The sequence below is a fragment of the Clostridium sp. BSD2780061688st1 H5 genome, from assembly GCF_005845155.1.
GTDB lineage: Bacteria > Bacillota > Clostridia > Lachnospirales > Lachnospiraceae > Claveliimonas > Claveliimonas intestinigallinarum.
The window spans coordinates 13,578-34,739 of the sequence record NZ_SPGT01000023.1 but is presented as its reverse complement, the minus strand read 5'-3'; the positions used below and the strand labels follow the sequence as shown (position 1 = coordinate 34,739).

At 52.8% G+C, this 21,162-nt stretch carries 17 protein-coding genes and 1 other annotated feature; of the genes, 12 read left to right on the top strand and 5 right to left on the bottom strand.

Going from position 1 to position 21,162, the window contains the following annotated elements:
- The 3 genes from FGQ86_RS13100 (at position 1) to FGQ86_RS13090 (ending at position 5,275) form a co-directional block, all read left to right on the top strand.
- The gene (locus FGQ86_RS13100) at positions 1-645 is read left to right on the top strand and encodes a DUF4194 domain-containing protein (protein WP_033125753.1); all 645 of its coding nucleotides are present in this window, start codon (positions 1-3) and stop codon (positions 643-645) included.
- Positions 596-3,952, top strand: coding sequence for an SbcC/MukB-like Walker B domain-containing protein (locus tag FGQ86_RS13095; RefSeq protein ID WP_033125754.1), 3,357 nt, complete (start codon positions 596-598; stop codon positions 3,950-3,952). The genes FGQ86_RS13100 and FGQ86_RS13095 overlap by 50 nt, the downstream gene beginning before the upstream one ends.
- A gap of 69 nt (positions 3,953-4,021) precedes the next feature.
- On the top strand, positions 4,022-5,275 hold the full coding sequence (locus tag FGQ86_RS13090; protein ID WP_138304527.1) for a Wadjet anti-phage system protein JetD domain-containing protein: 1,254 nt from the start codon (positions 4,022-4,024) through the stop codon (positions 5,273-5,275).
- A gap of 2 nt (positions 5,276-5,277) precedes the next feature.
- Here FGQ86_RS13090 and FGQ86_RS13085 read toward each other — a convergent pair whose 3' ends face one another.
- Positions 5,278-5,898 (bottom strand): superoxide dismutase, encoded by a 621-nt coding sequence (locus FGQ86_RS13085; protein WP_171031573.1) that lies wholly within the window; start codon positions 5,896-5,898, stop codon positions 5,278-5,280.
- A 102-nt stretch (positions 5,899-6,000) separates the two neighbouring features.
- Positions 6,001-6,262 (top strand) — a binding site (T-box leader).
- On the opposite strand from FGQ86_RS13085, the gene metG reads away from it, so the two are divergent.
- The 8 genes from metG (at position 6,228) to FGQ86_RS13045 (ending at position 14,421) form a co-directional block, all read left to right on the top strand.
- A complete protein-coding gene (metG, locus tag FGQ86_RS13080) occupies positions 6,228-8,216 on the top strand; it encodes a methionine--tRNA ligase (protein ID WP_205147771.1) in 1,989 nt (662 codons plus the stop codon). (Overlaps the previous feature by 35 nt.)
- A gap of 400 nt (positions 8,217-8,616) precedes the next feature.
- A complete protein-coding gene (locus FGQ86_RS13075; protein WP_138304520.1) occupies positions 8,617-8,826 on the top strand; it encodes a hypothetical protein in 210 nt (69 codons plus the stop codon).
- The gene (locus FGQ86_RS13070; RefSeq protein WP_243127273.1) at positions 8,826-9,527 is read left to right on the top strand and encodes an Rpn family recombination-promoting nuclease/putative transposase; all 702 of its coding nucleotides are present in this window, start codon (positions 8,826-8,828) and stop codon (positions 9,525-9,527) included. The genes FGQ86_RS13075 and FGQ86_RS13070 overlap by 1 nt, the downstream gene beginning before the upstream one ends.
- Before the next feature lie 109 nt (positions 9,528-9,636).
- A complete protein-coding gene (locus FGQ86_RS13065) occupies positions 9,637-10,404 on the top strand; it encodes a TatD family hydrolase (protein WP_033125758.1) in 768 nt (255 codons plus the stop codon).
- A gap of 83 nt (positions 10,405-10,487) precedes the next feature.
- Positions 10,488-11,405, top strand: coding sequence for a 16S rRNA (adenine(1518)-N(6)/adenine(1519)-N(6))-dimethyltransferase RsmA (gene rsmA / locus FGQ86_RS13060; protein ID WP_138304515.1), 918 nt, complete (start codon positions 10,488-10,490; stop codon positions 11,403-11,405).
- 1 nt (position 11,406) lies between these two features.
- On the top strand, positions 11,407-12,783 hold the full coding sequence (locus tag FGQ86_RS13055) for a citrate/2-methylcitrate synthase (protein ID WP_033125759.1): 1,377 nt from the start codon (positions 11,407-11,409) through the stop codon (positions 12,781-12,783).
- Between the two features lie 10 nt (positions 12,784-12,793).
- Positions 12,794-13,738, top strand: coding sequence for an alpha/beta fold hydrolase (locus tag FGQ86_RS13050; protein ID WP_138304513.1), 945 nt, complete (start codon positions 12,794-12,796; stop codon positions 13,736-13,738).
- On the top strand, positions 13,735-14,421 hold the full coding sequence (locus tag FGQ86_RS13045) for a D-lyxose/D-mannose family sugar isomerase (RefSeq protein WP_033125761.1): 687 nt from the start codon (positions 13,735-13,737) through the stop codon (positions 14,419-14,421). The genes FGQ86_RS13050 and FGQ86_RS13045 overlap by 4 nt, the downstream gene beginning before the upstream one ends.
- Positions 14,422-14,538: 117 nt before the next feature.
- Here the strand turns inward: FGQ86_RS13045 and FGQ86_RS13040 are convergent, their stop codons facing one another.
- Both FGQ86_RS13040 and FGQ86_RS13035 read right to left on the bottom strand, forming a co-directional pair.
- A complete protein-coding gene (locus FGQ86_RS13040; RefSeq protein WP_138304511.1) occupies positions 14,539-15,612 on the bottom strand; it encodes a hypothetical protein in 1,074 nt (357 codons plus the stop codon).
- 57 nt (positions 15,613-15,669) lie between these two features.
- Positions 15,670-16,653, bottom strand: coding sequence for a hypothetical protein (locus tag FGQ86_RS13035; protein ID WP_138304509.1), 984 nt, complete (start codon positions 16,651-16,653; stop codon positions 15,670-15,672).
- 192 nt (positions 16,654-16,845) lie between these two features.
- Between FGQ86_RS13035 and FGQ86_RS13030 the strand changes: the two genes are divergently transcribed.
- Positions 16,846-17,799, top strand: coding sequence for a hypothetical protein (locus FGQ86_RS13030; RefSeq protein WP_138304507.1), 954 nt, complete (start codon positions 16,846-16,848; stop codon positions 17,797-17,799).
- Positions 17,800-17,803: 4 nt separating this feature from the next.
- Here the strand turns inward: FGQ86_RS13030 and FGQ86_RS13025 are convergent, their stop codons facing one another.
- The gene (locus tag FGQ86_RS13025; protein ID WP_138304505.1) at positions 17,804-19,897 is read right to left on the bottom strand and encodes a sigma-70 family RNA polymerase sigma factor; all 2,094 of its coding nucleotides are present in this window, start codon (positions 19,895-19,897) and stop codon (positions 17,804-17,806) included.
- Positions 19,898-20,138: 241 nt separating this feature from the next.
- A complete protein-coding gene (locus tag FGQ86_RS13020; protein ID WP_138304503.1) occupies positions 20,139-20,813 on the bottom strand; it encodes a hypothetical protein in 675 nt (224 codons plus the stop codon).
- Positions 20,814-21,162: the final 349 nt, after the last annotated feature.

Here is a 21,162-nt window from a genome sequence, read left to right as displayed (position 1 = left end):
ATGATCGATTACACAGAGCAGCTAAGCGATGAGGAGAGGGAGCAGATTACCGAAGTGATCCGGCTTCTGTACAGGCAGACCTTTATTCTGGAGAGAAAATACGACAGGAGGGCCGAGAGATGGCAGTACAGCAGGGAGTATAAGATCTGTGTCCAGCACATGGAATTTTTGAAGGCGTACTTCCAGGTGGCGGGCATTGAGCTTGTGGAAAATATCTACCTGGGCGTGATCTACATCCGGGACGGCATGCTCATGGGCGAGAAGCTTCCGCGGCTTGCCACCATTTACATCCTTGTGCTGAAGATTCTGTACGACGAGCAGATGGCCCAGGTGTCGTCCAGCACAAGGATCGTGACAACGCTGGGGGCGGTGAACGGCAAAGCCGGGGAGTTCCAGGTGATGAAATCCCTGCCGTCTCCCACGGAGATACGGCGCAGCATTGCCCTTCTGAAGAAATATCAGATCATAGAGCCTCTGGACATTCTGGAGGAGTTAAACGAGGGGACCAGGATGATCATTTACCCTACCATCAACATGGTACTCACCGGGGACGATATCCGTGCGCTCTTAAAGACATTTGGCGAGGAGGAGAACAGTGGAGACGAAACAGGCGTTCAAAATACTATCGAAGATCTGTCTGAATAACTGGCATTATATAGACAGAAAGGTGCTGTCGCTGAACAAGGAAGTAAATTTCTTTACCGGCCACTCGGGAAGCGGAAAGTCCACAGTCATTGACGCGCTTCAGATCGTCCTGTACGCCAACACGGATGGGCGGGGCTTTTTCAACAAGGCGGCGGCCGATGACTCGGACCGGAGCCTGATCGAGTATCTGCGGGGCATGGTCAACATCAGCGACAACAATGAGTCCCAGTATCGGAGAAACAAAAATTTTTCCAGCACCATCGTGCTGGAGTTCACAAACAGCGTCACCGGAGAGCAGGAGTGCGTGGGCGCCTCCTTTGACGTGGAGACGGCCACCAACGAGATCAGCCGCCTCTTCTTCTGGCACAGGGGCGAACTCCTTCCCAACCTGTACCGTGGAGAGGGGCGGGTCCTGTCCACCGTGGAGGTGCGGGAGTATCTGCAGAGGAATTTCCCCCAGGACGGCTACTACTGCGGCCCCAGCAATGAGAGGTTCCGCCGCCAGCTCTACGACGTGTATCTGGGAGGGCTGGACAAGGAGAAGTTCCCCAGGCTTTTCAAGAGGGCGATCCCCTTCCGCATGAACATCCGGCTGGAGGACTTTGTGAAGGAGTACATCTGCATGGAGCAGGATATCGAGATCCAGGACATGCAGGAGAGCGTCATGCGCTACGGGCAGATGCGCAGCAAGATTGAGGCTACACTGAAAGAAATTCAATCGTTGACAAAAATAGAAGAAAGTTTCTCTCTCTATAAGGAGAAAAAGACAGAGGAGGAGAGCTGGCTGTACCGGGCCCTGCGCCTGGAAATCCTCCAGCTTCGCCGCCGTCTGGAGGGCATCCGGGACCGGAAGGCCCAGGAGGAGAAGGAGAAAAAGGAGCAGCAGAGCCTGAAGGAGAGGACAGACAGGGAGGCGGAGGAGCTGCAGAGGCAGTACGAGGACATCATCGTCCGCATTGCCCAGACCGGGTACGAGGAGCTGAAGGATAAGCTCTCCCAGGTCAATCTGTTCCTGGAGCATCTGTCCGCCAGCAGGAGCAGCCTGCAGAAGACAAAGGAGAGCATGGAGGAGTGGAAGAAGCAGGACATGGTGTCCAACCCCATGCTCAGAGATATGGAAAAGCTCTGCCAGGGCAGCATCACAGAGGAGGAGCTCCAGCGGCTCAAGGACAATTTCACCGACATCCGGCGGGAGCTGGAGGAGGAGAGAGGCGAGCTGGGCGCCCAGCTTCGGGCTATGAAAAAGGAGATGCAGGCGGCCCGCCAGGAGATCGCTGACCTGAAGCAGGGAAAGAAGGCCTATCCCCGGGAGCTGGAGGAGGCCAGATACTATATCCGGGAGGAACTCCAGAAGAGGGCCGGAAAATTTGTGAACGTACAGATTTTGGCGGATATGCTGGAGGTCAGGGACGAGACATGGCACAATGCGGTGGAGGGCTATCTGGGGAACAACAAGCTGTCCCTCATGGTGGAGCCGGCCTACGCAAAGGAGGCCATGGAGATCTATGAGACCATGGATAAAAAGAAATTCTGGCGCGCCGCCGTGGTGGACACGGAGCGCCTCATGCAGGGCAGCCACCCGGTCAGGGAGGGTGCTCTGGCAGAGGAGGTGAAGGCGGGGACAGACTTTGCCCAGGTCTACACGGATTTCCTTCTTGGCAGGGTGATCAAGTGCCGGGATATCGACGAGCTGCGGCAGCAGACTGTGGGCATCACCCCCGGGTGCATGCTGTACAAGAGCTATAAGCTGCAGCATATCAATCCGGAGAATTACACAGAGCGCGCCTCTATCGGCGAGAACAGTCTCCGGAAGAGGAGAAAGAGGCTGGAGGAAAAGCTGGAGAAGCTGGAGAAGCAGAGGGTGCCCCTGGAAGAGCGCCAGGAGGAGATCCGCTCTGTCCTTGCCATGGACTATCTGGACCGCCCCGCCGGAGAGTACTTGAGCATGATAAAGGATATCCGGATGATCGGCGAGAAGGAAAAAGAAAGAGAAATGCTGCAGAGCCAGATACAGGAGCTCAAGGAGGAGAATGTAGGCAGGCTTGAGCGGGAGAAGGAGGAGCTGAGGGAGCGCCAGACAAGGAAAAAGCAGCAGGCAGACGGCATCCAGAAGGCCATCTGGCAGCATGAGAGAAGGATCCAGGAGGCGGATCAGGAGTATCTGGATTTGGATGAAGAGTTAAATGAGAAACAGAAAAGTTTCAAAGAAAACGAAGAATTTGCGGAGAGCTTCCAATCCTATATGGAGAGCAGGAAGAGCTCCAACTATGAGTACCTGAAAAATCTCTGCTTCCGGGAGCAGGCTGTCTGCCGGGAGGAGAGGGAGAAGAGATACCAGGAGCTGGTGGACATCCGCAGCAGCTACCTGCGGGAGTACCCCCACCGCACATTCTCGGCCAGCGCGGAGGACAATGGAGATTACGAGAAGCTCCTGAACACGCTCCAGTGCGACCATCTGGAGGAGTACAAGGAGAAAGCGGCGGAGCAGGCCAGGACCGCGGTCCAGCATTTCAAGGAGGACTTTATCTACAAGATCCGCAGCGCCATCAAGGAGGCGCTCCAGCGAAAGGATGAGCTGAACCGGATCATCAGCCGGCTGGACTTCGGAAAGGACAAGTACCAGTTTGTGATCACCAGGAACAAGGGGGCCTACGGGGAATACTATGACATGTTCATGGACGACTCCCTGGAGATCGATCCTTCCCAGCTCTCCTACAATATGGAGAACCAGATGAACCTGTTTACCATGGAGCACGAGGAGAAGTACGGGGAGCTGATAGGGGAGCTGATCCAGATCTTCATCCCGCCGGAGAACGCCTCCGCCGAGGAGATGGAGGAGGCAAAGCAGAATATGCGGAAATACTCGGACTACCGCACATACCTCTCCTTTGACATGCAGCAGATCGTGCGGGGCGAGAAGAACATGCACATTGGTCTTGGAAAGATGATCTCCAAGAACTCCGGCGGGGAGGGCCAGAATCCCCTCTATGTGGCGCTTCTGGCCAGCTTTGCCCAGCTCTACCGTCTGGACTATTCGCCCAGAGTCCGCAGGAACCCCACCATCCGCCTTGTCATCCTGGACGAGGCCTTTTCCAAGATGGATGCGGAGAAGGTGGCTACCTGCATCGAGCTGATCCGGGGGCTTGGCTTCCAGGCTATCATCAGCGCCACCAACGACAAGATCCAGAACTATCTGGAGAACGTGGACAAGACCTTTGTCTTCGCCAACCCGGACAAGCAGAACATCTCCATCATGGAGTTTGAGAAGCAGGATTTTGACGAGCTGATGGAGGAGGCTGAAGAATAAGCCGGGATACAGGCGGAAGACACACCGGGAGCGAAGATCGGCGCGGAGAACAGGAGCGGAGGTAATTCTGTGGACGGATACAGAGGCGGCTACATTGTCAGGAAGATCATTGAAAATTATGAGAAGAAGAAAAATGACTGGAACCATTCCCTGGAGGGGCGCCGCAGCCTGAAGATCCATCAGGAGGATTTTGATAAAGCGGAGAGGGAGGCGGGCGCCCCGAGGGGAGCAGGCCGTGACCTGGTGGTCCGGGAGATGCTGGAGCTGGAGCGCCTGGGACTGATCCCCAAAAAGGAAGTGCGCTGGCAGAATTATAAGCAGGATTTCAGCGAATTTCACTACTATAACAAAGACATGCCCGTCTATTATAAAATGGCGGGAAAGACGCCCAAGTATGAGACTGCCGCCGCGTACAAGCGGGAGCTGGAGGAGCTGGCCGGTGCACTGCGCAGACAGTGGCTCAGGGACTATGTCAGAGACCGCTGGAGGGAGGCGGACAGCGGAAAGCTGAAGGCAAAGGAGTTGAGCCGGATCTTCGGACAGGGGAGAAAGGAGCAGTACTTTGCCTGCCTGAAGGGGCTGGATGAGCTGGAGGAGCCTGTCTATGTACAGATCTTCAGCAGCCGGTATCTGGGGCGTCCCAAGATTTTCAGGGATGACCCGGCCGGGTTCAGGGGCTGGGTGGTCCAGATGGCACGGGACTACCACCCGGATATAGACAGAGCTATGGATGACTCCCAGGTGCTCTCCTGGCTCTACATAGAAGAGTACTCCCAGCAGATGGAGGTGAAGGGGCCGCTGCGCCTGGAGATCGAAGGGCAGACTGTGGACCTGGGAAAGCTGCGGTACGGCACGGTCCTGAACAGCGAGACGCTGAAGAGCGCCCGCATCTGCCGGCAGCAGAACATCCGGCGGATCGTGACGATAGAGAACAGGGCCAGCTTTATCTGCGAGCCCTTTGAGGAGGAGACACTGTATGTCTTCACCCACGGCTTCCTCTCTCCCAAGGAGAGAGATTTCCTGAAGAACCTTGCGGAAGTGCTGAAGGACAGGACCGTGGAATATCTGCACAGCGGGGACATGGATTTCGGAGGACTTCGTATCTTCTGCTTCATCCAGGACAATCTCTTCCCGGATGTCAGGCCGCTGTATATGAGCGCAGAGCTCTACCGACGCCACCTGTTGTCGGGATATAAGATGGAGCCGGGAGCGCTCCGGGACCTGGAGAGGATGAGCGCAGACCTGCCGGAGGAGCTGGAAGAGCTCAGGCAGGAGATGCTGAAGACCGGCAAGGGTTTGGAGCAGGAGATGCTGCTCATATGATCTCACATGCAGCGGCAGAAACGGGCTTCCGCGCAGGACCAGTTTACGACCCGGAACCAGTCGTCGATATAGCTGGCGCGCATGTTGTAATGCTTCAGATAGTAGGCGTGCTCCCAGACGTCTATGGCCAGCAGCGGCAGGCAGCAGCGCAGGTTTGGCGTGTCCTGGTTCGCGGAGGTGGCGATGCATAAAGCGCCCTTTTCCCAGACAAGCCACGCGTAGCCGGAGCCGAACACAGAGAGGGCGGCCTCCTTAAAGCAGGATCTGAAATGTTCCGTGCTGCCGAACTGTCTGGTTATCTGCGTAGAGAGGGCGGGCGCCTGTCCTCGGGTGCCTGCCTTTGTCATGCCCTCAAAGAAGAAGCGGTGATTGAACACACCGCCCGCGTTGTTGAGCAGAGGAGTCCGGAGCTGGCAGGGCAGTCTGTCACGGCTGACTAGCAGCTCTGTCAGAGAGTACTTCTGAAGAGATGGATCAGCTTCAAGGAGCTGGTTCAGGTTGTCGATATATGTCTGGAGATGCCGGTCATGGTGCAGCCGCATGGTATTTTCGTCGATGAAGGGCTCCAGGGCGTCATAGGCGTAGGGGAGCGGGGTGTTGAAAAAGGGATAGTGATCATTCATGTTCATTTCCAATTAGGGTTTTTAACAGTATATGCATGGAGCTGACACCTTGACATTTCTCTTCCCCTATGCTACGATTTGAGACAGATTATTTTTCATAATAGAAACGCTGTGACGAAGAGAGTAGGTTCGGGAAAGTTTTACAGAGAAATTTCCGTATGCTGAGAGGAAATGGATGGAAGCGGGCTGAAGATGGCTTCCGAGCGGCGCAGACGAACAGGGAGAAGCCTAAGTGCTCAATGTAAGTCTGCGAAGGGACCGCCCTCTACAGCGGAGAGATGTCGGCCGAACCGGCACCTTATGAGGTTTCTGCTGCGAGGCAGGAGTGAATGAGAAGTGGTAACACGGTAAATTCGTCTTCTCTGATTTCCAATGGGAGTCAGAGAAGATTTTTTTATGAAAAAAGGAGAGTAGAGAGTATGGAAAAACAGAAGTATTACATCACAACAGCCATTGCTTACACATCAGGCAAGCCCCACATCGGGAACACCTACGAGATCGTGCTGGCAGATGCCATTGCCAGGTACAAGAGGAGCCAGGGGTATGACGTGTTCTTCCAGACCGGAACCGACGAGCACGGGCAGAAGATCGAGCTGAAGGCCGAGGAAGCCGGCGTGACGCCAAAGGAGTTTGTGGACAATGTGGCAGGGGAGATTAAGAGAATCTGGGATCTGATGAACACCTCCTACGACAAGTTCATCCGCACCACGGATCCGGATCACGAGAAGCAGGTGCAGAAGATTTTCAAAAAGCTGTACGACCAGGGAGATATTTACAAGGGATATTACGAGGGGATGTACTGCACTCCCTGCGAGTCCTTCTTCACAGAGTCCCAGCTTGTGGATGGCAAATGTCCGGACTGCGGCCGGGAGGTGCAGCCTGCAAAGGAAGAGGCCTATTTCTTTAAGATGAGCAAATATGCGGACCGGCTCATCGAGCACATCAACACCCATCCCGAGTTCATCCAGCCGGTGTCAAGGAAAAATGAGATGATGAACAATTTCCTCCTCCCGGGACTGCAGGATCTGTGCGTGTCCAGGACCTCCTTTAAATGGGGAATTCCGGTGGACTTTGACCCGGACCATGTAGTGTACGTGTGGCTGGACGCCCTGACCAACTATATTACCGGAATCGGATATGACTGTGACGGGGATAGCACAGAGCAGTTCAAGAAAAACTGGCCGGCAGACCTCCATTTGATCGGAAAGGATATTATCCGTTTCCACACCATTTACTGGCCCATCTTCCTCATGGCCCTGGATCTGCCCCTTCCCAAGCAGGTGTTTGGGCACCCATGGCTTCTCCAGGGAGACGGCAAGATGAGCAAGTCCAAGGGAAATGTGCTCTACGCGGATGAGCTGGTGGATTTCTTCGGCGTGGACGCTGTGCGCTACTTTGTGCTCCATGAGATGCCCTTTGACAACGACGGCGTGATCTCCTGGGAGCTGATGGTAGAGAGAATGAACTCTGACCTGGCAAACACCCTTGGAAATCTGGTAAACCGCACGATTTCCATGACAAATAAATACTTTGGCGGCACAGTGACAGACAAGGGCGTGTCCGGGGAAGTGGACGCGGATCTGAAGGCTGTGACAGAGAACATGCCAAAGGCAGTGGAGAGCAAAATGGACGACCTGCGGGTGGCGGATGCCATCACAGAGATCTTTACCCTGTTCAAGCGCTGCAACAAATACATTGATGAGACCATGCCCTGGGCCCTTGCAAAGGACGAGGTAAAGAGGGACCGCCTCGAGACTGTGCTCTTTAATCTGATCGAGAGCATCAAAGCCGGCGCGGCGGCGCTGGAGCCCTTTATGCCTGAGACATCAGAGAAGATCCTGGCACAGCTGGGAGACGGCAAGGTGACAGAGAAGCCGGAGATCCTCTTCCAGAGACTGGATCTTGAGGAGGTCATGAAAAAGGTGGAGGAGCTTCATCCCCATGTGGAAGAGAAGGAAGAAGCGGAAAATGTGATCGATATAGAGGCAAAGCCGGAGATCACATTTGAGGAGTTCGGAAAAATGCAGTTCCAGGTGGGCGAGATCATCGAGTGCGAGGCTGTGAAGAAGTCCAAAAAGCTTCTCTGCTCCAAGGTGCGCGTGGGAAGCCAGATCAAACAGATCGTGTCCGGCATTAAGTCCAACTACACGCCGGAGGAGATGGTAGGCAAGAAGGTCATGGTGCTTGTGAACCTGAAGCCGGCCAAGCTGGCAGGTGTGCTCTCAGAGGGCATGCTGCTCTGCGCTGAGGATGCAGACGGCAATCTGGCCCTCATGACGCCGGAGAAGGATATGCCGGCAGGAGCACAGATCTGCTAAAAGCGGGCGGAAGCAGGAAAGAACTCCGTAATTTGGAAAACAGAAAATATACAGAATGTATCTTTTGAAGGCAAAAAGCTGCGGGGCCAGTGCTCCGCAGCTTTTTTGCAGCCACAGGCATATAACAATTCATATTAAGGATTGCATAAGTGCAAAAATTATGTTATTTTAATAGCATCAGGACAGCACAGGATGCTGCCGGAAACAATTATTTTCACGCCGCAGATGTCAGAGCGGCAAAGATCTGATTTTCGGAGCCTGTATTCCAGGCATTAGCTCCGATTTGTAAACAAAGGAATAATGCAGGAACAGGGCTTACGTCTTTGAAGCTTCTAAGAGATGTGCTAATATGAAAGCAGACCCCTTTCCTGTATGAGACACACAGGAAAGGAGAAGACAAGTGACGAAGAAAAATGACAAGTTTATCATGCTTCCCACCGTGGACGTGTGCTTTAAGGAACTGATGTACAATCCCAAGGTGAGAAAGGGCTTTATCGCCGCCCTGCTGGGAGCGGACCCGGCATCCATCCGGGAGACAGTGCTGCTTCCCACGGCGCTGCGCAGGAATACCCGGACGAGAAGCTGGGCATCCTGGATATCCGGGCCCTGATGGAGGACGGGGCGCAGGTCAACATGGAGATGCAGGCGTACCCCTTCGGGCAGTGGGACGCCAGATCCCTGTTTTATTTGAGTAAAATGTACACAGATCAGATTGGGAGGGGCGATCCCTACACGAAGCTGAAAAAGTGTATCCATGTGAGCATACTGGACTTTATCCGCTTTGCGGATGACAGGAAATGCCACCGGACCATCAGCCTGTGCGATGAGCAGACAGGAGAAAAGTACACAGACCTTCTGGAGCTGCAGATCCTGGAGCTGAAGAAGCTGCCGGGGGATCTGCGGGAGGACGACGAGGTCATCCAGTGGATGCGTTTTCTGGCTGGGAAGGACCGGAAGGAGTTGGAGGATATGGCAAGTACAAGCGAATATATCGAGGAGGCTTACAGGGAGCTGGAGAGGATGAGCGCGGACGAGAGGGCCAGGCTGGAGTACGAGGCCCGGCAGAAGGCCATCCGGGATCACGATGCCATCATGAGCAGCGCCTGGGAGACCGGCATGGAGAAAGGCATAGAGAAAGGAATGGAGAAAGGTCTGCGGAAAGGCAGAGAGCAGGGCGTACGCCAGGAGAGAAAGGATATTGCCCTTCGCATGCTGGAAAAGGGCATGGACATGGAGACGATCGCGGATCTGACCGGTATGGATGTGGAAGAAGTCCGGAAGCTGTCAGAAAAGTTTCGGGCAAAAGAGTGAACCAAATCCTTAACAAAAAATTAATTTTCCCGTTATATGATTTGCTGAGAAATTATGGTATAATTGTTCTACTTACTTTAGATCAACAAGAGAATTGGATGGAAGCGGCATGATTTTTGATACCCACGCGCACTACGATGACGAACAGTTTGATACGGACAGAGACCAGCTTCTTGCCTCTATGGAGGCGGGAGGCGTGGGCACGATCGTCAATGTGGGCGCGTCCCTTGCTTCCAGCCGGACATCCGTTTCCCTGGCGGAGAGGTATCCCTTTATCTATGCTGCCGTGGGTGTCCATCCGGACCACACGGGGGAGCTGGATGAGGACAAGCTTCGGGAACTGCGGGAGCTGTGCGGCCAGGAGAAGGTTGTCGCGGTGGGTGAGATCGGACTGGACTACTATTGGGATGAGGCTCCCAGGGAGGTGCAGAAGAGGTGGTTTGTGCGTCAGCTTGAGCTGGCCCGGGAGCTGGATCTGCCGGTGCTCATACACAGCCGGGAGGCAGCGGCAGATACGCTGGAGATCATGCAGGAGCACGCCCGGGGATTGGAGGGTGTGATCCACTGCTTTTCCTACTCGAAGGAGCTGGCCCGGGAATATGTGAGAATGGGCTTTTTTATAGGCGTTGGCGGCGTCGTAACTTTTAAAAACGGGCGAAAGCTCAAGGAGGTTGTGGAGGATATTCCGCTCACATCTATTGTCCTGGAGACGGACTGCCCCTATCTTGCGCCTGTCCCCAACAGAGGAAAGAGGAACAGTTCTCTCAATCTCCCCTATGTAGTGGAGGAGATTGCGGCGCTGAAGCATATTTCCTGCGAAGAGGTGGTGGCGCAGACGGAAGAAAACGCCAGAAGATTATACGGAATGAGGAACTGACCTCCGTGCGATCCGGCTTTCGGCCGGGAAGCGGAGGTCGGGGACGGCTCCGGGAAGACTAAATGACGGAGGGAGGCGGGGCGATGCCCGTACCAACACTGGGAAATCCCCAGAATACGATTGAGATACTGAAAAAGTATAATTTTTCTTTTCAAAAGAAATTTGGACAGAATTTTCTTATAGATACCCGCGTACTGGATAAGATCATTGCGGCGGCCGATATAACAAGAGACGATTTTGTGCTGGAGATCGGCCCCGGCATCGGCACTATGACGCAGTATCTGGCTGCGGCGGCGGGTAAGGTGACAGCGGTGGAGATCGACAAGGCGCTGATCCCAATTCTAGCGGATACCCTGAAGGACTATGACAATGTAAATATTGTTAATCAGGACATACTGAAGATGGATATTCAGAGGCTGGTCGATGAGGAGAACGGCGGAAAGCCTGTGAAGGTGGTGGCAAATCTGCCTTATTATATTACAACGCCTATTATCATGGGACTCTTTGAGAGCCATGTGCCCATTGAGAGTATCACCGTGATGGTGCAAAAAGAGGTGGCGGACCGGATGCAGGTGGGACCGGGGACAAAGGACTACGGGGCCCTCTCCCTGGCCGTGCAGTATTACGCCCGTCCCTACATTGTGGCCAACGTACCGCCCAACTGCTTTATGCCCAGACCAAAGGTCGGATCAGCGGTCATAAGGCTGACCGTACACGAGGAGCCGCCAGTGCAGGTGGAGGACGAACGACTGATGTTCCGCATCATACGGGCATCCTTCAATCAGCGCAGAAAGACGCTGGCAAATGGACTGAAAAACTCAGCGGAGCTGAATCTTCCCAGGGAAGTGATCGAAGAGAGTATAGCGGAGCTGGGCAAAGGCCCGGGTATCCGGGGAGAAGCCCTGACACTGGAAGAATTCGCCCTGCTTAGTAATATCATTTATCACAGGATAAATGGGCAGCCTGAAAACCATGAACAGAATAGAGAAAGGAGAACATAAAATGGAGAAACGTTATCCAGCAGCGAGAGCACTTTTTGAGATCACACCGGAGATTGAGCATCTGGCAGAGCTCTGCGAAAAGAATACAGCCATTGACAAGGAGCTCTATACAAAGTACGAGGTAAAAAGAGGACTGCGAGACTTAAATGGAAAAGGCGTTCTGGCGGGACTTACCAATATCTCCGACATCATCGCCAAGAAGGTGGTGGACGGGCAGGAGGTTCCCTGCGAAGGTGAGCTCTACTACCGGGGCTACAATATCAAAGAGCTTGTGAAAGGCTTCCTGGACGCGGATCACTATGGCTTTGAGGAGATCACCTATCTTCTCCTCTTCGGCGAGCTTCCGGATGAGAAGGAGCTGAAGAAATTCCACGAGACACTGGTGGAGAGAAGGACACTTCCCCCCAACTTTGTGAGGGATGTCATCATGAAGGCTCCGAGCCGCGATATGATGAACAGCCTGTCTCGCTCAATTCTGAATCTGTATTCCTATGACGCAAAGGCGGACGACACATCTATTCCAAACGTGCTGCGCCAGTGTCTGAATCTGATCAGCCAGTTCCCCATGCTGATGGTATATGGCTATCACGCCTATAACTACCGCATGGGTGAGGATCTGTTTATCTATGCGCCCAAGCCGGAGCTGTCCACGGCCGAAAATATTCTGATGATGCTCCGTGAAGACAGGCAGTACACGAAGCTGGAGGCCAAGATCCTGGATATGGCGCTTGTGCTCCACATGGATCACGGCGGCGGAAATAACTCCACCTTCACCACACACGTTGTTACATCTTCGGGCACAGACACCTACTCTACGATCGCGGCGGCCATGGCTTCCCTGAAGGGACCAAAGCACGGCGGGGCAAATGTGAAGGTGACCCAGATGTTCGATGACATGAAGAAGCATGTCAAGAACTGGGAGGATAAGGACGAGGTACGCCAGTACCTGTGCGATCTGCTGGACAAGAAGGCATTTGACCACAAGGGACTTATTTACGGCATGGGACACGCGGTGTACTCTGTGTCTGATCCCCGTGCTGATATTTTCAAGTCGTTTGTAAAACAGCTCGCCGCTGAAAAAGGATATGAGAAGGAGTATGCGCTCTATGAGACAGTAGAGCACATGGCTCCGGAGGTGATCGGAGAGAAGAGAAGGATCTATAAGGGCGTTAACGCCAATGTGGATTTCTACAGCGGACTTGTGTACAGTATGCTGGGTCTGCCGCCTGCCCTCTACACGCCCATCTTTGCCGCAGCCCGCATTGTGGGCTGGAGTGCCCACCGGCTGGAGGAGCTGAAAAATGTAGACAAGATCATCCGTCCTGCGTACAAAGCGCTGGCAGAGCACAGGCCATATGTTAAGATGGAGGATCGCTAGGAGGAAGAATATGAAGAGAGAATTCTTTTACCCGTCCGCGGATGGAGAGACAGAGATCCATGGGGTGGAATGGCTCCCGGAGGGCGAGGTGAAGGCTGTGCTTCAGATCAGCCATGGCATGGTGGAATACATAGACCGCTATGACGGGTTTGCTTCCTGGCTTGCAGAAAAAGGATGGTATGTTACAGGGAATGATCATCTGGGACATGGGAAGTCCGTTACGTCAGAGGAGAAGTATGGATTTTTTCATGATCCGGATGGCAATGCCTGTGTCATCCGCGATATCCATACACTCAGGGAACGCGCCGGGGATAGATATCCCGGCGTTCCTTATTTTATGCTGGGTCACAGTATGGGTTCCTTTCTCCTGCGCCAGTATCTGCTGAAGCACGGCAGGGGCCTTGCCGGAGCCATCATCATGGGAACGGGATACAAGGGAGCGCCCATCCTCTGCGCGGGCCAGCTCCTCTGCCGCCTGCTGGCGGCTGTAAAGGGATGGGACTACAGAAGCCGGCTCATTGACAGCCTGGGACTGGGAGGATACAATCGCAGCTTTGAGCCCTGTGAGAGCAAAAGGGAGTGGGTTACATCTGACATCGGGATGCGGGAAAAATATGAGGCAGATCCCCTCTGTAGCTTTACCTTCACAGTCAACGGCTACTATCAGATGTTTGAAGGCATGAAGCAGATCGCGGGAAAGAAGGGGGCGCTGCGCATCCCCAGGACCCTGCCGGTGCTTTTTGTGTCCGGTCAGAAGGATCCCGTGGGCCGCTTCGGGAAGGATGTGGAAAAGCTCTTCCGGATGTACCAGGATGCCGGGATAAAGGATGTCAGCATGAAGCTGTATGAGAATGATCGCCATGAGGTGCTCAATGAGCAGGACCGGCAGCAGGTGTATGAGGATCTGTATGAGTGGATGGAACAACATTTGGGGCAGCAGGAGGAAAAGAAATGAAACGTTCAGAAATTAACCAGGCACTAAAGGAAATGGAGGCCATGATCCGGGAGTACCGGATCTCCCTTCCTCCCTTCTGTCATTTTACACCGGACGAGTGGAAGACAAAGGGGCATGAGTACGATGAGATCCGGGACAACGGACTGGGATGGGACATCACAGATTACGGCCTTGGAGATTTTGACAAAGTGGGATTTTCCCTCATCACAATCCGCAATGGAAACGTGCACGATGACAAATACCCGAAGCCCTATGCGGAGAAGCTTCTTTATATAAAAGAAGGACAGCACTCTCCCATGCACTTTCACTGGAACAAGATGGAGGACATTATCAACCGGGGCGGCGGCAATGTGCTGATCCGGGTATACAATTCTGATGAAAAGGAAGAGTTTGCGGACACGCCGGTAACAGTCCACTGTGACGGGCATGCATACACCGTTCCGGCGGGCGCGCAGATCAGGCTGTGCCCGGGAGAGTCTATCACCATCACTCCTTACCTGTATCACGATTTTGACGTGGAGCAGGGGAGCGGCCCGGTTCTCCTGGGAGAGGTGTCCATGTGCAATGACGACAACACGGACAACCGGTTCTATGAAAATGTGGGAAGGTTCCCTGAGATCGAGGAGGATGAGCCGCCCTACCGGCTGCTGTGCAATGAGTATCCGGCAGCGCAGGAAAAATAGTAATAACTGAATTTGAAGAACTGCTTAATCTTTCTGTAAGAACTATAAAAACAGCGGGGTGATAAGAGCGGGAATATCCCGTTCCTGTCACCCCGCTGTAAGTGTCAGCTCACTTTTTTATTTGCCAAAGGAGCATGTAAAACTGTCACTGTACAGTGACTCGTAGCTGCCTGCGCCATTTACCTCCACCCAGTGCAGGATTTCCAGAGTGAAAGAGAGCTCTTCCGGAGATTCCCCTTCGGCGAGCCCATATGTCTTCTCGGCATTGGGGAAAAAGACAACATCGCTGAAGATACGTCTTCCTGCCGGAAGATCGTGTATGTAGTCGCCTAAAGTCATGTCTTCGGACGTATAGCCGTTGACAGATACATCTTCCCATGAAGTACTCAGGGGCTCTTCGGATTTGTTTTCCATGTATGTGTGAAGCGTATACATGGAACCATCATCATCCCCCTCCAGACCACGGATGATATAGGTAAAGTTCTCGTTATCCGCAACCACCTGCTCGCCCTCGGCGGGCTCGTAGGAGGGAAAGTCAACGGTGTCGGCGGAAAGGCCTGTGGGATAGATGGTACATTCCTGTTCCGGGTTCATGGCCGAAAGCTGTTCGTAAGGGATCGGATTCGTAGCTGCCTGCTGTCCGGGATCTTCGCTGGAATGTTGAGGTACCAGTTCAGGAACAAAAATAATCTCCTCAGCCACGGAAGTTCCATCGGGCAGAGAAAAGGCATATTTAGCAGTACCGCTCTCACCTGCAGCTGCGCCCAGGCCCAGAACATAACCATCTTCAATGCCGGCCGCTTCATTCATTTTTGCGTAGGAACTGTCTGCATCGGCATAGCAGATATCCCCTTCTTCCTCCCAATCAGCATACGAAGCGGCACATCTGTTGATATAGGTGTTCATAGATGATATATCCAGGGCCATATCGTAGGAGGTCTTGTTGGTGAACTGGAATTCCACTATACATTTATCCGCCTCATCGGCCTCGGCTCCCAGTGCGGTGAGAGTATAGTAGTCGTTATCCGCCACCACCGTTTCCTTCAGGGAATATTCCACATTCGGAGTAGAACTCTGCTCTACTCCGGTGGGGGATGGGGAGTCACTGGAGTTGCTGTCAGAAGTGCCGCAGCCTGTCAGAAGTGCGGCGCATATAGTCAATGTAAGAAATGTACGTGTCTTTTTTTTCATATGGTTTTACCTCGTTTCTCTTGAAATTTTTTCATATTTGCCAGGGACAGATGGGAGCTATATGGGAACGGACAGAGGTCCGATGGTCTTCATTCCGCTCCAGTCGCCGGATGCCGGGCCTCCAATGTCCAGTGAAAAGGAGATGGAAGAGCTGCCGGTGATCTCCGGGACTGTATCAGCTGCGTTGAATGATGTAGCGGTGCAGACTGCCTTGCCGTTATTTTCATAATAGTAGCCGCCGATGCTGTACCGGAATGCATCTTCGTCAGGAGAGTAGGAGTATGTGAGGGGTGTACCGTCTACGGTAACATCCTTGATGCGCAGCTGGGCGCCGGCCCCGGTATTGTTGCGGATAACAGCGATAAGACAGCCCTTATCATCCTCTGTTTCTCCTGGCAAATATTTTGCGTGGATCTGGATACCGTTCTGGTCGTAGACAAGCTGCAGATCTTCGGAAAGCTGCGTATCCATCTCACTTTCAAGGGTAGTCCTTACCGTACAGATAGACTGGCTTTCATCCAGGCATTCATTGTAATTGGCATCTGTTGCGCTGAAGGCCAGTTCTATCTCACCAATTTGAGTAATCCCCGCATTGTCGAGAACAGCCTTGCTCAGGGTACAGGTGTCCTCTGCGGTAGACTGGGCAGGAACAGCGATGTAGGCGGAGGAGGAGACCTGGAAACCATTCAGATATGTGTAGGTACCCTCACCTATGGACAGGGAGACATCAGGGCTGCGGAAGCCTATGGTGAGATCCGTGTCGGTGGTGTTATCCACTGTCAGATCCAGACTGTAATCGCCGGTATACTCATTAATGCCAAGACCTGTAGCTGTGATGCGGATGCCGTTTGCATCTATGAGTACCTGTTCTTCTACGTCAAAGTCCAGTCCGTTGTCTGTTTCCTCCGTTTGGGATGGATCTGTCTGTTCCACAGAAATGGAAATACTGTCTTTTTTGTCTTCTTTTTCCCCAGTACTACAGGCGCACAGTGATGTGGTGAGAGCTGTGACCAGAAGAAGGGGCACGATCTTCTTTTTCATCTTTTCCTCCCTTACGGCGTCTCTTGTGGAACGCCTCGTATCATATATAGTAAAAATTTATCACCTTAAAAGAAGCAGGGTCAACACGGTAAAACCTAACATTTTACGGTAAAAAGTAAAAATAGTCTGTCCCCTTTTTGCTCTCTTGTGCGAATACACATTATAGAAGGAATAAAAAGGCGGGAGAGCATCATGGAAAATAAAGAACAGAAAGAGGAAATACTCAGGGAGCTGCTGGAGATGGCCGAAAAGTGCGCGGTCGGGAGTGGAGCGGATCGCCCGGAAGTGAAGTGGCTGCAGAAGAAATTTGCCCGTATGCAGAGAAAATACATGCTAAAGAACAAAAGTCAGGTGGACGGAGTCCTGTATGAGAGGATGGAGGGGCATCAGCCAAAGACAGCAACGGAATGTCTGAAGATACGCTACTGGCGCACGGGCAGATATACACCGATCAACAGAGAACAATGTCTGCGGCTGGGAAAAGCACTGGAGCTGACAGATGAAGAAATGCTATTCCTCATGCAGGGATATTTTGATCATAGTGAGAATGTGTATGACACGCAGGAAAAGTGGAGCAGCGCGTCTTGTGTGGAGAAAGGCAGTCTGCTCAGGCAATTGGAGGAGAGCTATCTGGCAGGTATACCAGAGGAGGAGTTGAAAGCCATGAATATCCGCCCGGGTGAGAGGGAGAAATATTTTCGCCATATCTATTTTACAGATGCTTTCCACTATGTGACCGTTTCGGGTGAGCACAGCATGGAGATGCTGCGGAAACATATTACCAGTACCCGCTATGATTCAGAGCTGAGAAGGCAGATGCGTCTTCAAGGGGAGATCCCGCGTAAAACCATGCTGCGGCATCTTCTGATCCTGAATGCTCCGATGGTGTCCCTTGAAACGGTAAATAGACAGCTTAATTTTCTGGGCTATCTTCCGCTCAGTGAGGATCATACCCTGACCGGCGGGGAACGTCTGGACAGTCTGGTGATCCGCCTCCTTGAGGGCTACGGGGAGGTATTTGATCCGCGGCAGCCCCGCCGGTCACTGTGCTGGCTGCAGGAAGCCTGTCGGGAGATGGACAGGCTTTTTGTGGAGATGAAAAGACCGAGAATGCGGTTCATGCACTTTAAGGCTCTGGAATTATAGAGCGTTAATTGACAAACAGAGGTATGTCCAAATCTTTGTCCCAGAGGTAGTTGATCTGGGGGATTGGCGCATTGCTTACAGGTACCAGGCGGAATGTGGAGACGTCATAGTAGGACGTGTCGATGCCAGCGACAGATAAGATTTCTCCTGTATGAAAGTCACCGGCTATAGGAGTTGACATGGCTAGAAGCCCACAGGGACAGAGATTACAGCTGGCTTCTGGCAGTATATCCTGATCGCCGGTAACATTAAAAGCACACAGATAGAGGTCGGGTATGTTGCTTTCAAAGCGGAGTGTGAATTTCCAATAGCGAATACGCGGGCATGAGGAGACGGAACGGAGTTCTTCTATCTGACTGTCAGGAGATGGACAGACTTCTTCTACTTGTTCCAGATACAGCCGCCCTCCGTAAATTTCACAGGATTTTTCCGCAGAAAAAGTGCATTCCGACAGATCAACAGGTATGTAGAAATCTTCGGGCATTTTATCGGAGAGACAGAAGAAAGGGATATGAAGGGTGATCCCGCCGGGAGGAACCTGGCCGAAATTCCATTCGAAATAATCGATGCCGCTGTTCATGGAATAGTACTCCTGACATTCCCCGGTGTGTACATTTCCGTACGGATCTGTCACTGTAAAAGGATTTTGGCTGTACCCATCACTGAAAAAGGCGGGACAGATAACTTCTGGCATGATGTTCGGACCGTCTCCGCTGCAGAGAGGGTAGATGGACAGGATCAAAGCTCCGCTGTCATCTCGGCGAGGGACAGTGAGGAGACTGTATAGATCGTTAATCTTATATACATTGTCCTGAACCTCCCGGACAGGTGTGCGTTCCATGGAGAAGGTGACATCCACGCTGCAGGAGAAGTCAAAGATCTGTCCCAGGGAAGTTGCGGAAGACAGAGAGAGTGTGAGAACTTCCGGGGAAGCGGGCATTTCTATATTTTCGTAAGTGCAGTAAAGCCACTGAAAACTGTTACCCGAATTGCCTCTGGTGACAGTTCCGGAGCCAAGAAGCACTCCATCCAGGTACAGATCATGAAAGTATGGGATGAAAGAGTCTGAAGGTATGGAGAACAGGGGGAACTCAGGGTTTGAGATATCGGGGAAAGCGTCTCCCCTGGCCTGGACCAGAACCTTTACTTTGAGAGTGCTCTCTGCATATACGGCCGACTTCAGAGTGCCGGTCACGTATTCTGTCTCAAAGGAGACTGGAGTCCCCATATTGTAGGCGGCGGTTTCGGGAGTGGAGACCGGGCCATAGCCGTCCAGCCAGTAAAAAGCAGACTGGATCCCGCTGGTGCTGCCGGGAGAGGATTCCCGGACAGCAGCAAAATTGTCCTGGGACTGTACCGGATTGTCCTGTGCATTTGCCTGCGGCTGCATGTTTGCCTTTGTACCGGAATCTTCGGGCTGTTCGTTGTCTTTGTCATTATCTGTTATGATCAAAGGCTCGGGCTTGTTATCCTCTTCGTTTTTCCCAACGATGATTTCCCACAGGTCCGGGATGAGATCGTAGTGCCGCAGTACGCAGTAGGTGCAGGCTGACAGGGCCAGTAGTGCCACAATGATGAGGGTGAGCAGGAAGGAACGACGCAGTTTTCCTATACTGCGCTGATGTCTCTTTTTTACAGTCTCGTAGGGCAGCCCCAGGGAGGCGGCGATTTCTTTTATGGACATGCCGTCATAATATTTCATACGGATCAGGTCCGCTTCATCGGGGCGAAGTTCTTTCATTGCTCTCTCTACATCGGCCCGGAGTTCTGCCAGGGCAATCTGGCGGTCTGCGGTAGATGTAGCAACGCGGCCACGGCTTTTTTCTTTCCGGTAGCGGGAGACGGCTAGATTTCGGGCGATAGCAGCCAGATAGACGGGCAGGGAGGACTTCTGCGGATTATACTTGTCCCGCTGGAAATAGAAGATGGAGAAGGTTTCGTTTACGCACTCCTTAATATCTTCCGGATTTTGCAAATGCCGGGAGACAATGCTCCAGATAAGACCCGTGTAGCGCTCCATGAGAAGAGTAAGGCCGGTCTGGGGACTGCGGTTGATCCTGTCCAGGATCTGCTGGTCTGTGAAAGGATGTGCGTGCATGAAACTTCTACCTCCTCTGCTCCTGCGGTGCCAGGATGATGCGACAAGGCTCTCCTGAGCAGGTGGATTATTTACAAAAATAGTACCACAAGAAAAAGAAGGATATCAACAAAGTAAAAGTTAACCATTTTGGCACAAAAGACAGACCTGTTATTGTTTCCTTGCTGTCATTTCTGCGCAGTCTGCCGCAGGAGAGACTGAGAAGAAAAACTGTGATGTAAAGAAGAGAAATGGACACTTTTCAGAAATCCTCATGCAGAATGGCCTGCACAGGCTTTTTCGTCCTGGGAAGCCAGAACTGGACGAGAGGTCCGGTTAGAAAGACGGCGGCCACAGTCCCCGCGCCCACAGTGCCTCCGAGCAGGAAGCCAAGCACTACAAAAAAGAGGTCGCAGCCTACGCGCACCCACCGAAACTGGACGGAGGGGAGGCGGTCGGACAGGATCACGGCCACCAGGTCGTTGGGGCCGGTGCCTGCGTTGCTGTTGATGACAATGGACATGCCGGCTGACAAAATGACGCATCCCAGGAGCATGCTGGCGATGCGGACAGCCATGTCCGAAGCGCCGTTGATCCAGCATCCCAGAAGCCAGGTGAACAGATCGATGATGGGGCCGCCGCAGAAAGCGCAGACAACAGTGCCCGGCTTTACATAGCCTTTTGTGCCAAGCAGCATGAGGATCATGAGGATGCAAAGGACAATGACGTGGACGGTTCCCACCGTGAGGCCGGACAGATGGGACAGTCCCTGGATGAATACGGTGAATGTATCTGTGCCGAGCTCTGACAGGAGAAAGAGCGTTACTCCAAGATGAGCAACGGCGAGTCCTGCCAGCAGGATGGACAGCGCTTTTGCCCAGTCGGCAGCGGTTCTCCCTGAGGTGTCAGATGCAAATGTTTCCTTTTTGTTTTCCATGATCTACGCTCTCCTGATAGAAAATCTTTTTTTCTATAATAAAGCAAAGTGGGGAGATCCCGCAACTGTATTTTGGAGCGGACAGGACCGGGACGCGTTTTGGACAAACTTTAGACAGCGAAAACCCGCTGGCCTTTCGGCCGGCGGGTTTTCGTCGTTGTTATAGTTATCTAAAGGAATGAGAGTAAAGTGCAACACCAAAGGTTTCCGCCCTGGTGCCTTACTTTATGAGGGGGGAGATAGTTGACTGTTGATCAACTATCTGACTGTTATTATAGGGAACAGATATGTCTAAAATATGACCGGTCTCTAAAAAAATCAGAAAGTTTCTTAATAGAACCTTAAGTTT

What these genes read in the sequence shown, in the direction of transcription:
- FGQ86_RS13055 (WP_033125759.1), top strand. Translation starts at nt 11,407, where the DNA reads ATGGAGAAACGTTATCCAGCAGCGAGAGCACTTTTTGAGATCACACCG.
- rsmA (WP_138304515.1), top strand. Translation starts at nt 10,488, where the DNA reads ATGCCCGTACCAACACTGGGAAATCCCCAGAATACGATTGAGATACTG.
- FGQ86_RS13025 (WP_138304505.1), bottom strand. Translation starts at nt 19,897, where the DNA reads ATGCACGCACATCCTTTCACAGACCAGCAGATCCTGGACAGGATCAAC.
- FGQ86_RS13035 (WP_138304509.1), bottom strand. Translation starts at nt 16,653, where the DNA reads ATGAAAAAGAAGATCGTGCCCCTTCTTCTGGTCACAGCTCTCACCACA.
- FGQ86_RS13045 (WP_033125761.1), top strand. Translation starts at nt 13,735, where the DNA reads ATGAAACGTTCAGAAATTAACCAGGCACTAAAGGAAATGGAGGCCATG.
- FGQ86_RS13030 (WP_138304507.1), top strand. Translation starts at nt 16,846, where the DNA reads ATGGAAAATAAAGAACAGAAAGAGGAAATACTCAGGGAGCTGCTGGAG.
- FGQ86_RS13100 (WP_033125753.1), top strand. Translation starts at nt 1, where the DNA reads ATGATCGATTACACAGAGCAGCTAAGCGATGAGGAGAGGGAGCAGATT.
- FGQ86_RS13020 (WP_138304503.1), bottom strand. Translation starts at nt 20,813, where the DNA reads ATGGAAAACAAAAAGGAAACATTTGCATCTGACACCTCAGGGAGAACC.
- metG (WP_205147771.1), top strand. Translation starts at nt 6,228, where the DNA reads ATGAGAAGTGGTAACACGGTAAATTCGTCTTCTCTGATTTCCAATGGG.
- FGQ86_RS13040 (WP_138304511.1), bottom strand. Translation starts at nt 15,612, where the DNA reads ATGAAAAAAAAGACACGTACATTTCTTACATTGACTATATGCGCCGCA.
- FGQ86_RS13065 (WP_033125758.1), top strand. Translation starts at nt 9,637, where the DNA reads ATGATTTTTGATACCCACGCGCACTACGATGACGAACAGTTTGATACG.
- FGQ86_RS13070 (WP_243127273.1), top strand. Translation starts at nt 8,826, where the DNA reads ATGGAGGACGGGGCGCAGGTCAACATGGAGATGCAGGCGTACCCCTTC.
- FGQ86_RS13050 (WP_138304513.1), top strand. Translation starts at nt 12,794, where the DNA reads ATGAAGAGAGAATTCTTTTACCCGTCCGCGGATGGAGAGACAGAGATC.
- FGQ86_RS13085 (WP_171031573.1), bottom strand. Translation starts at nt 5,898, where the DNA reads ATGAATGATCACTATCCCTTTTTCAACACCCCGCTCCCCTACGCCTAT.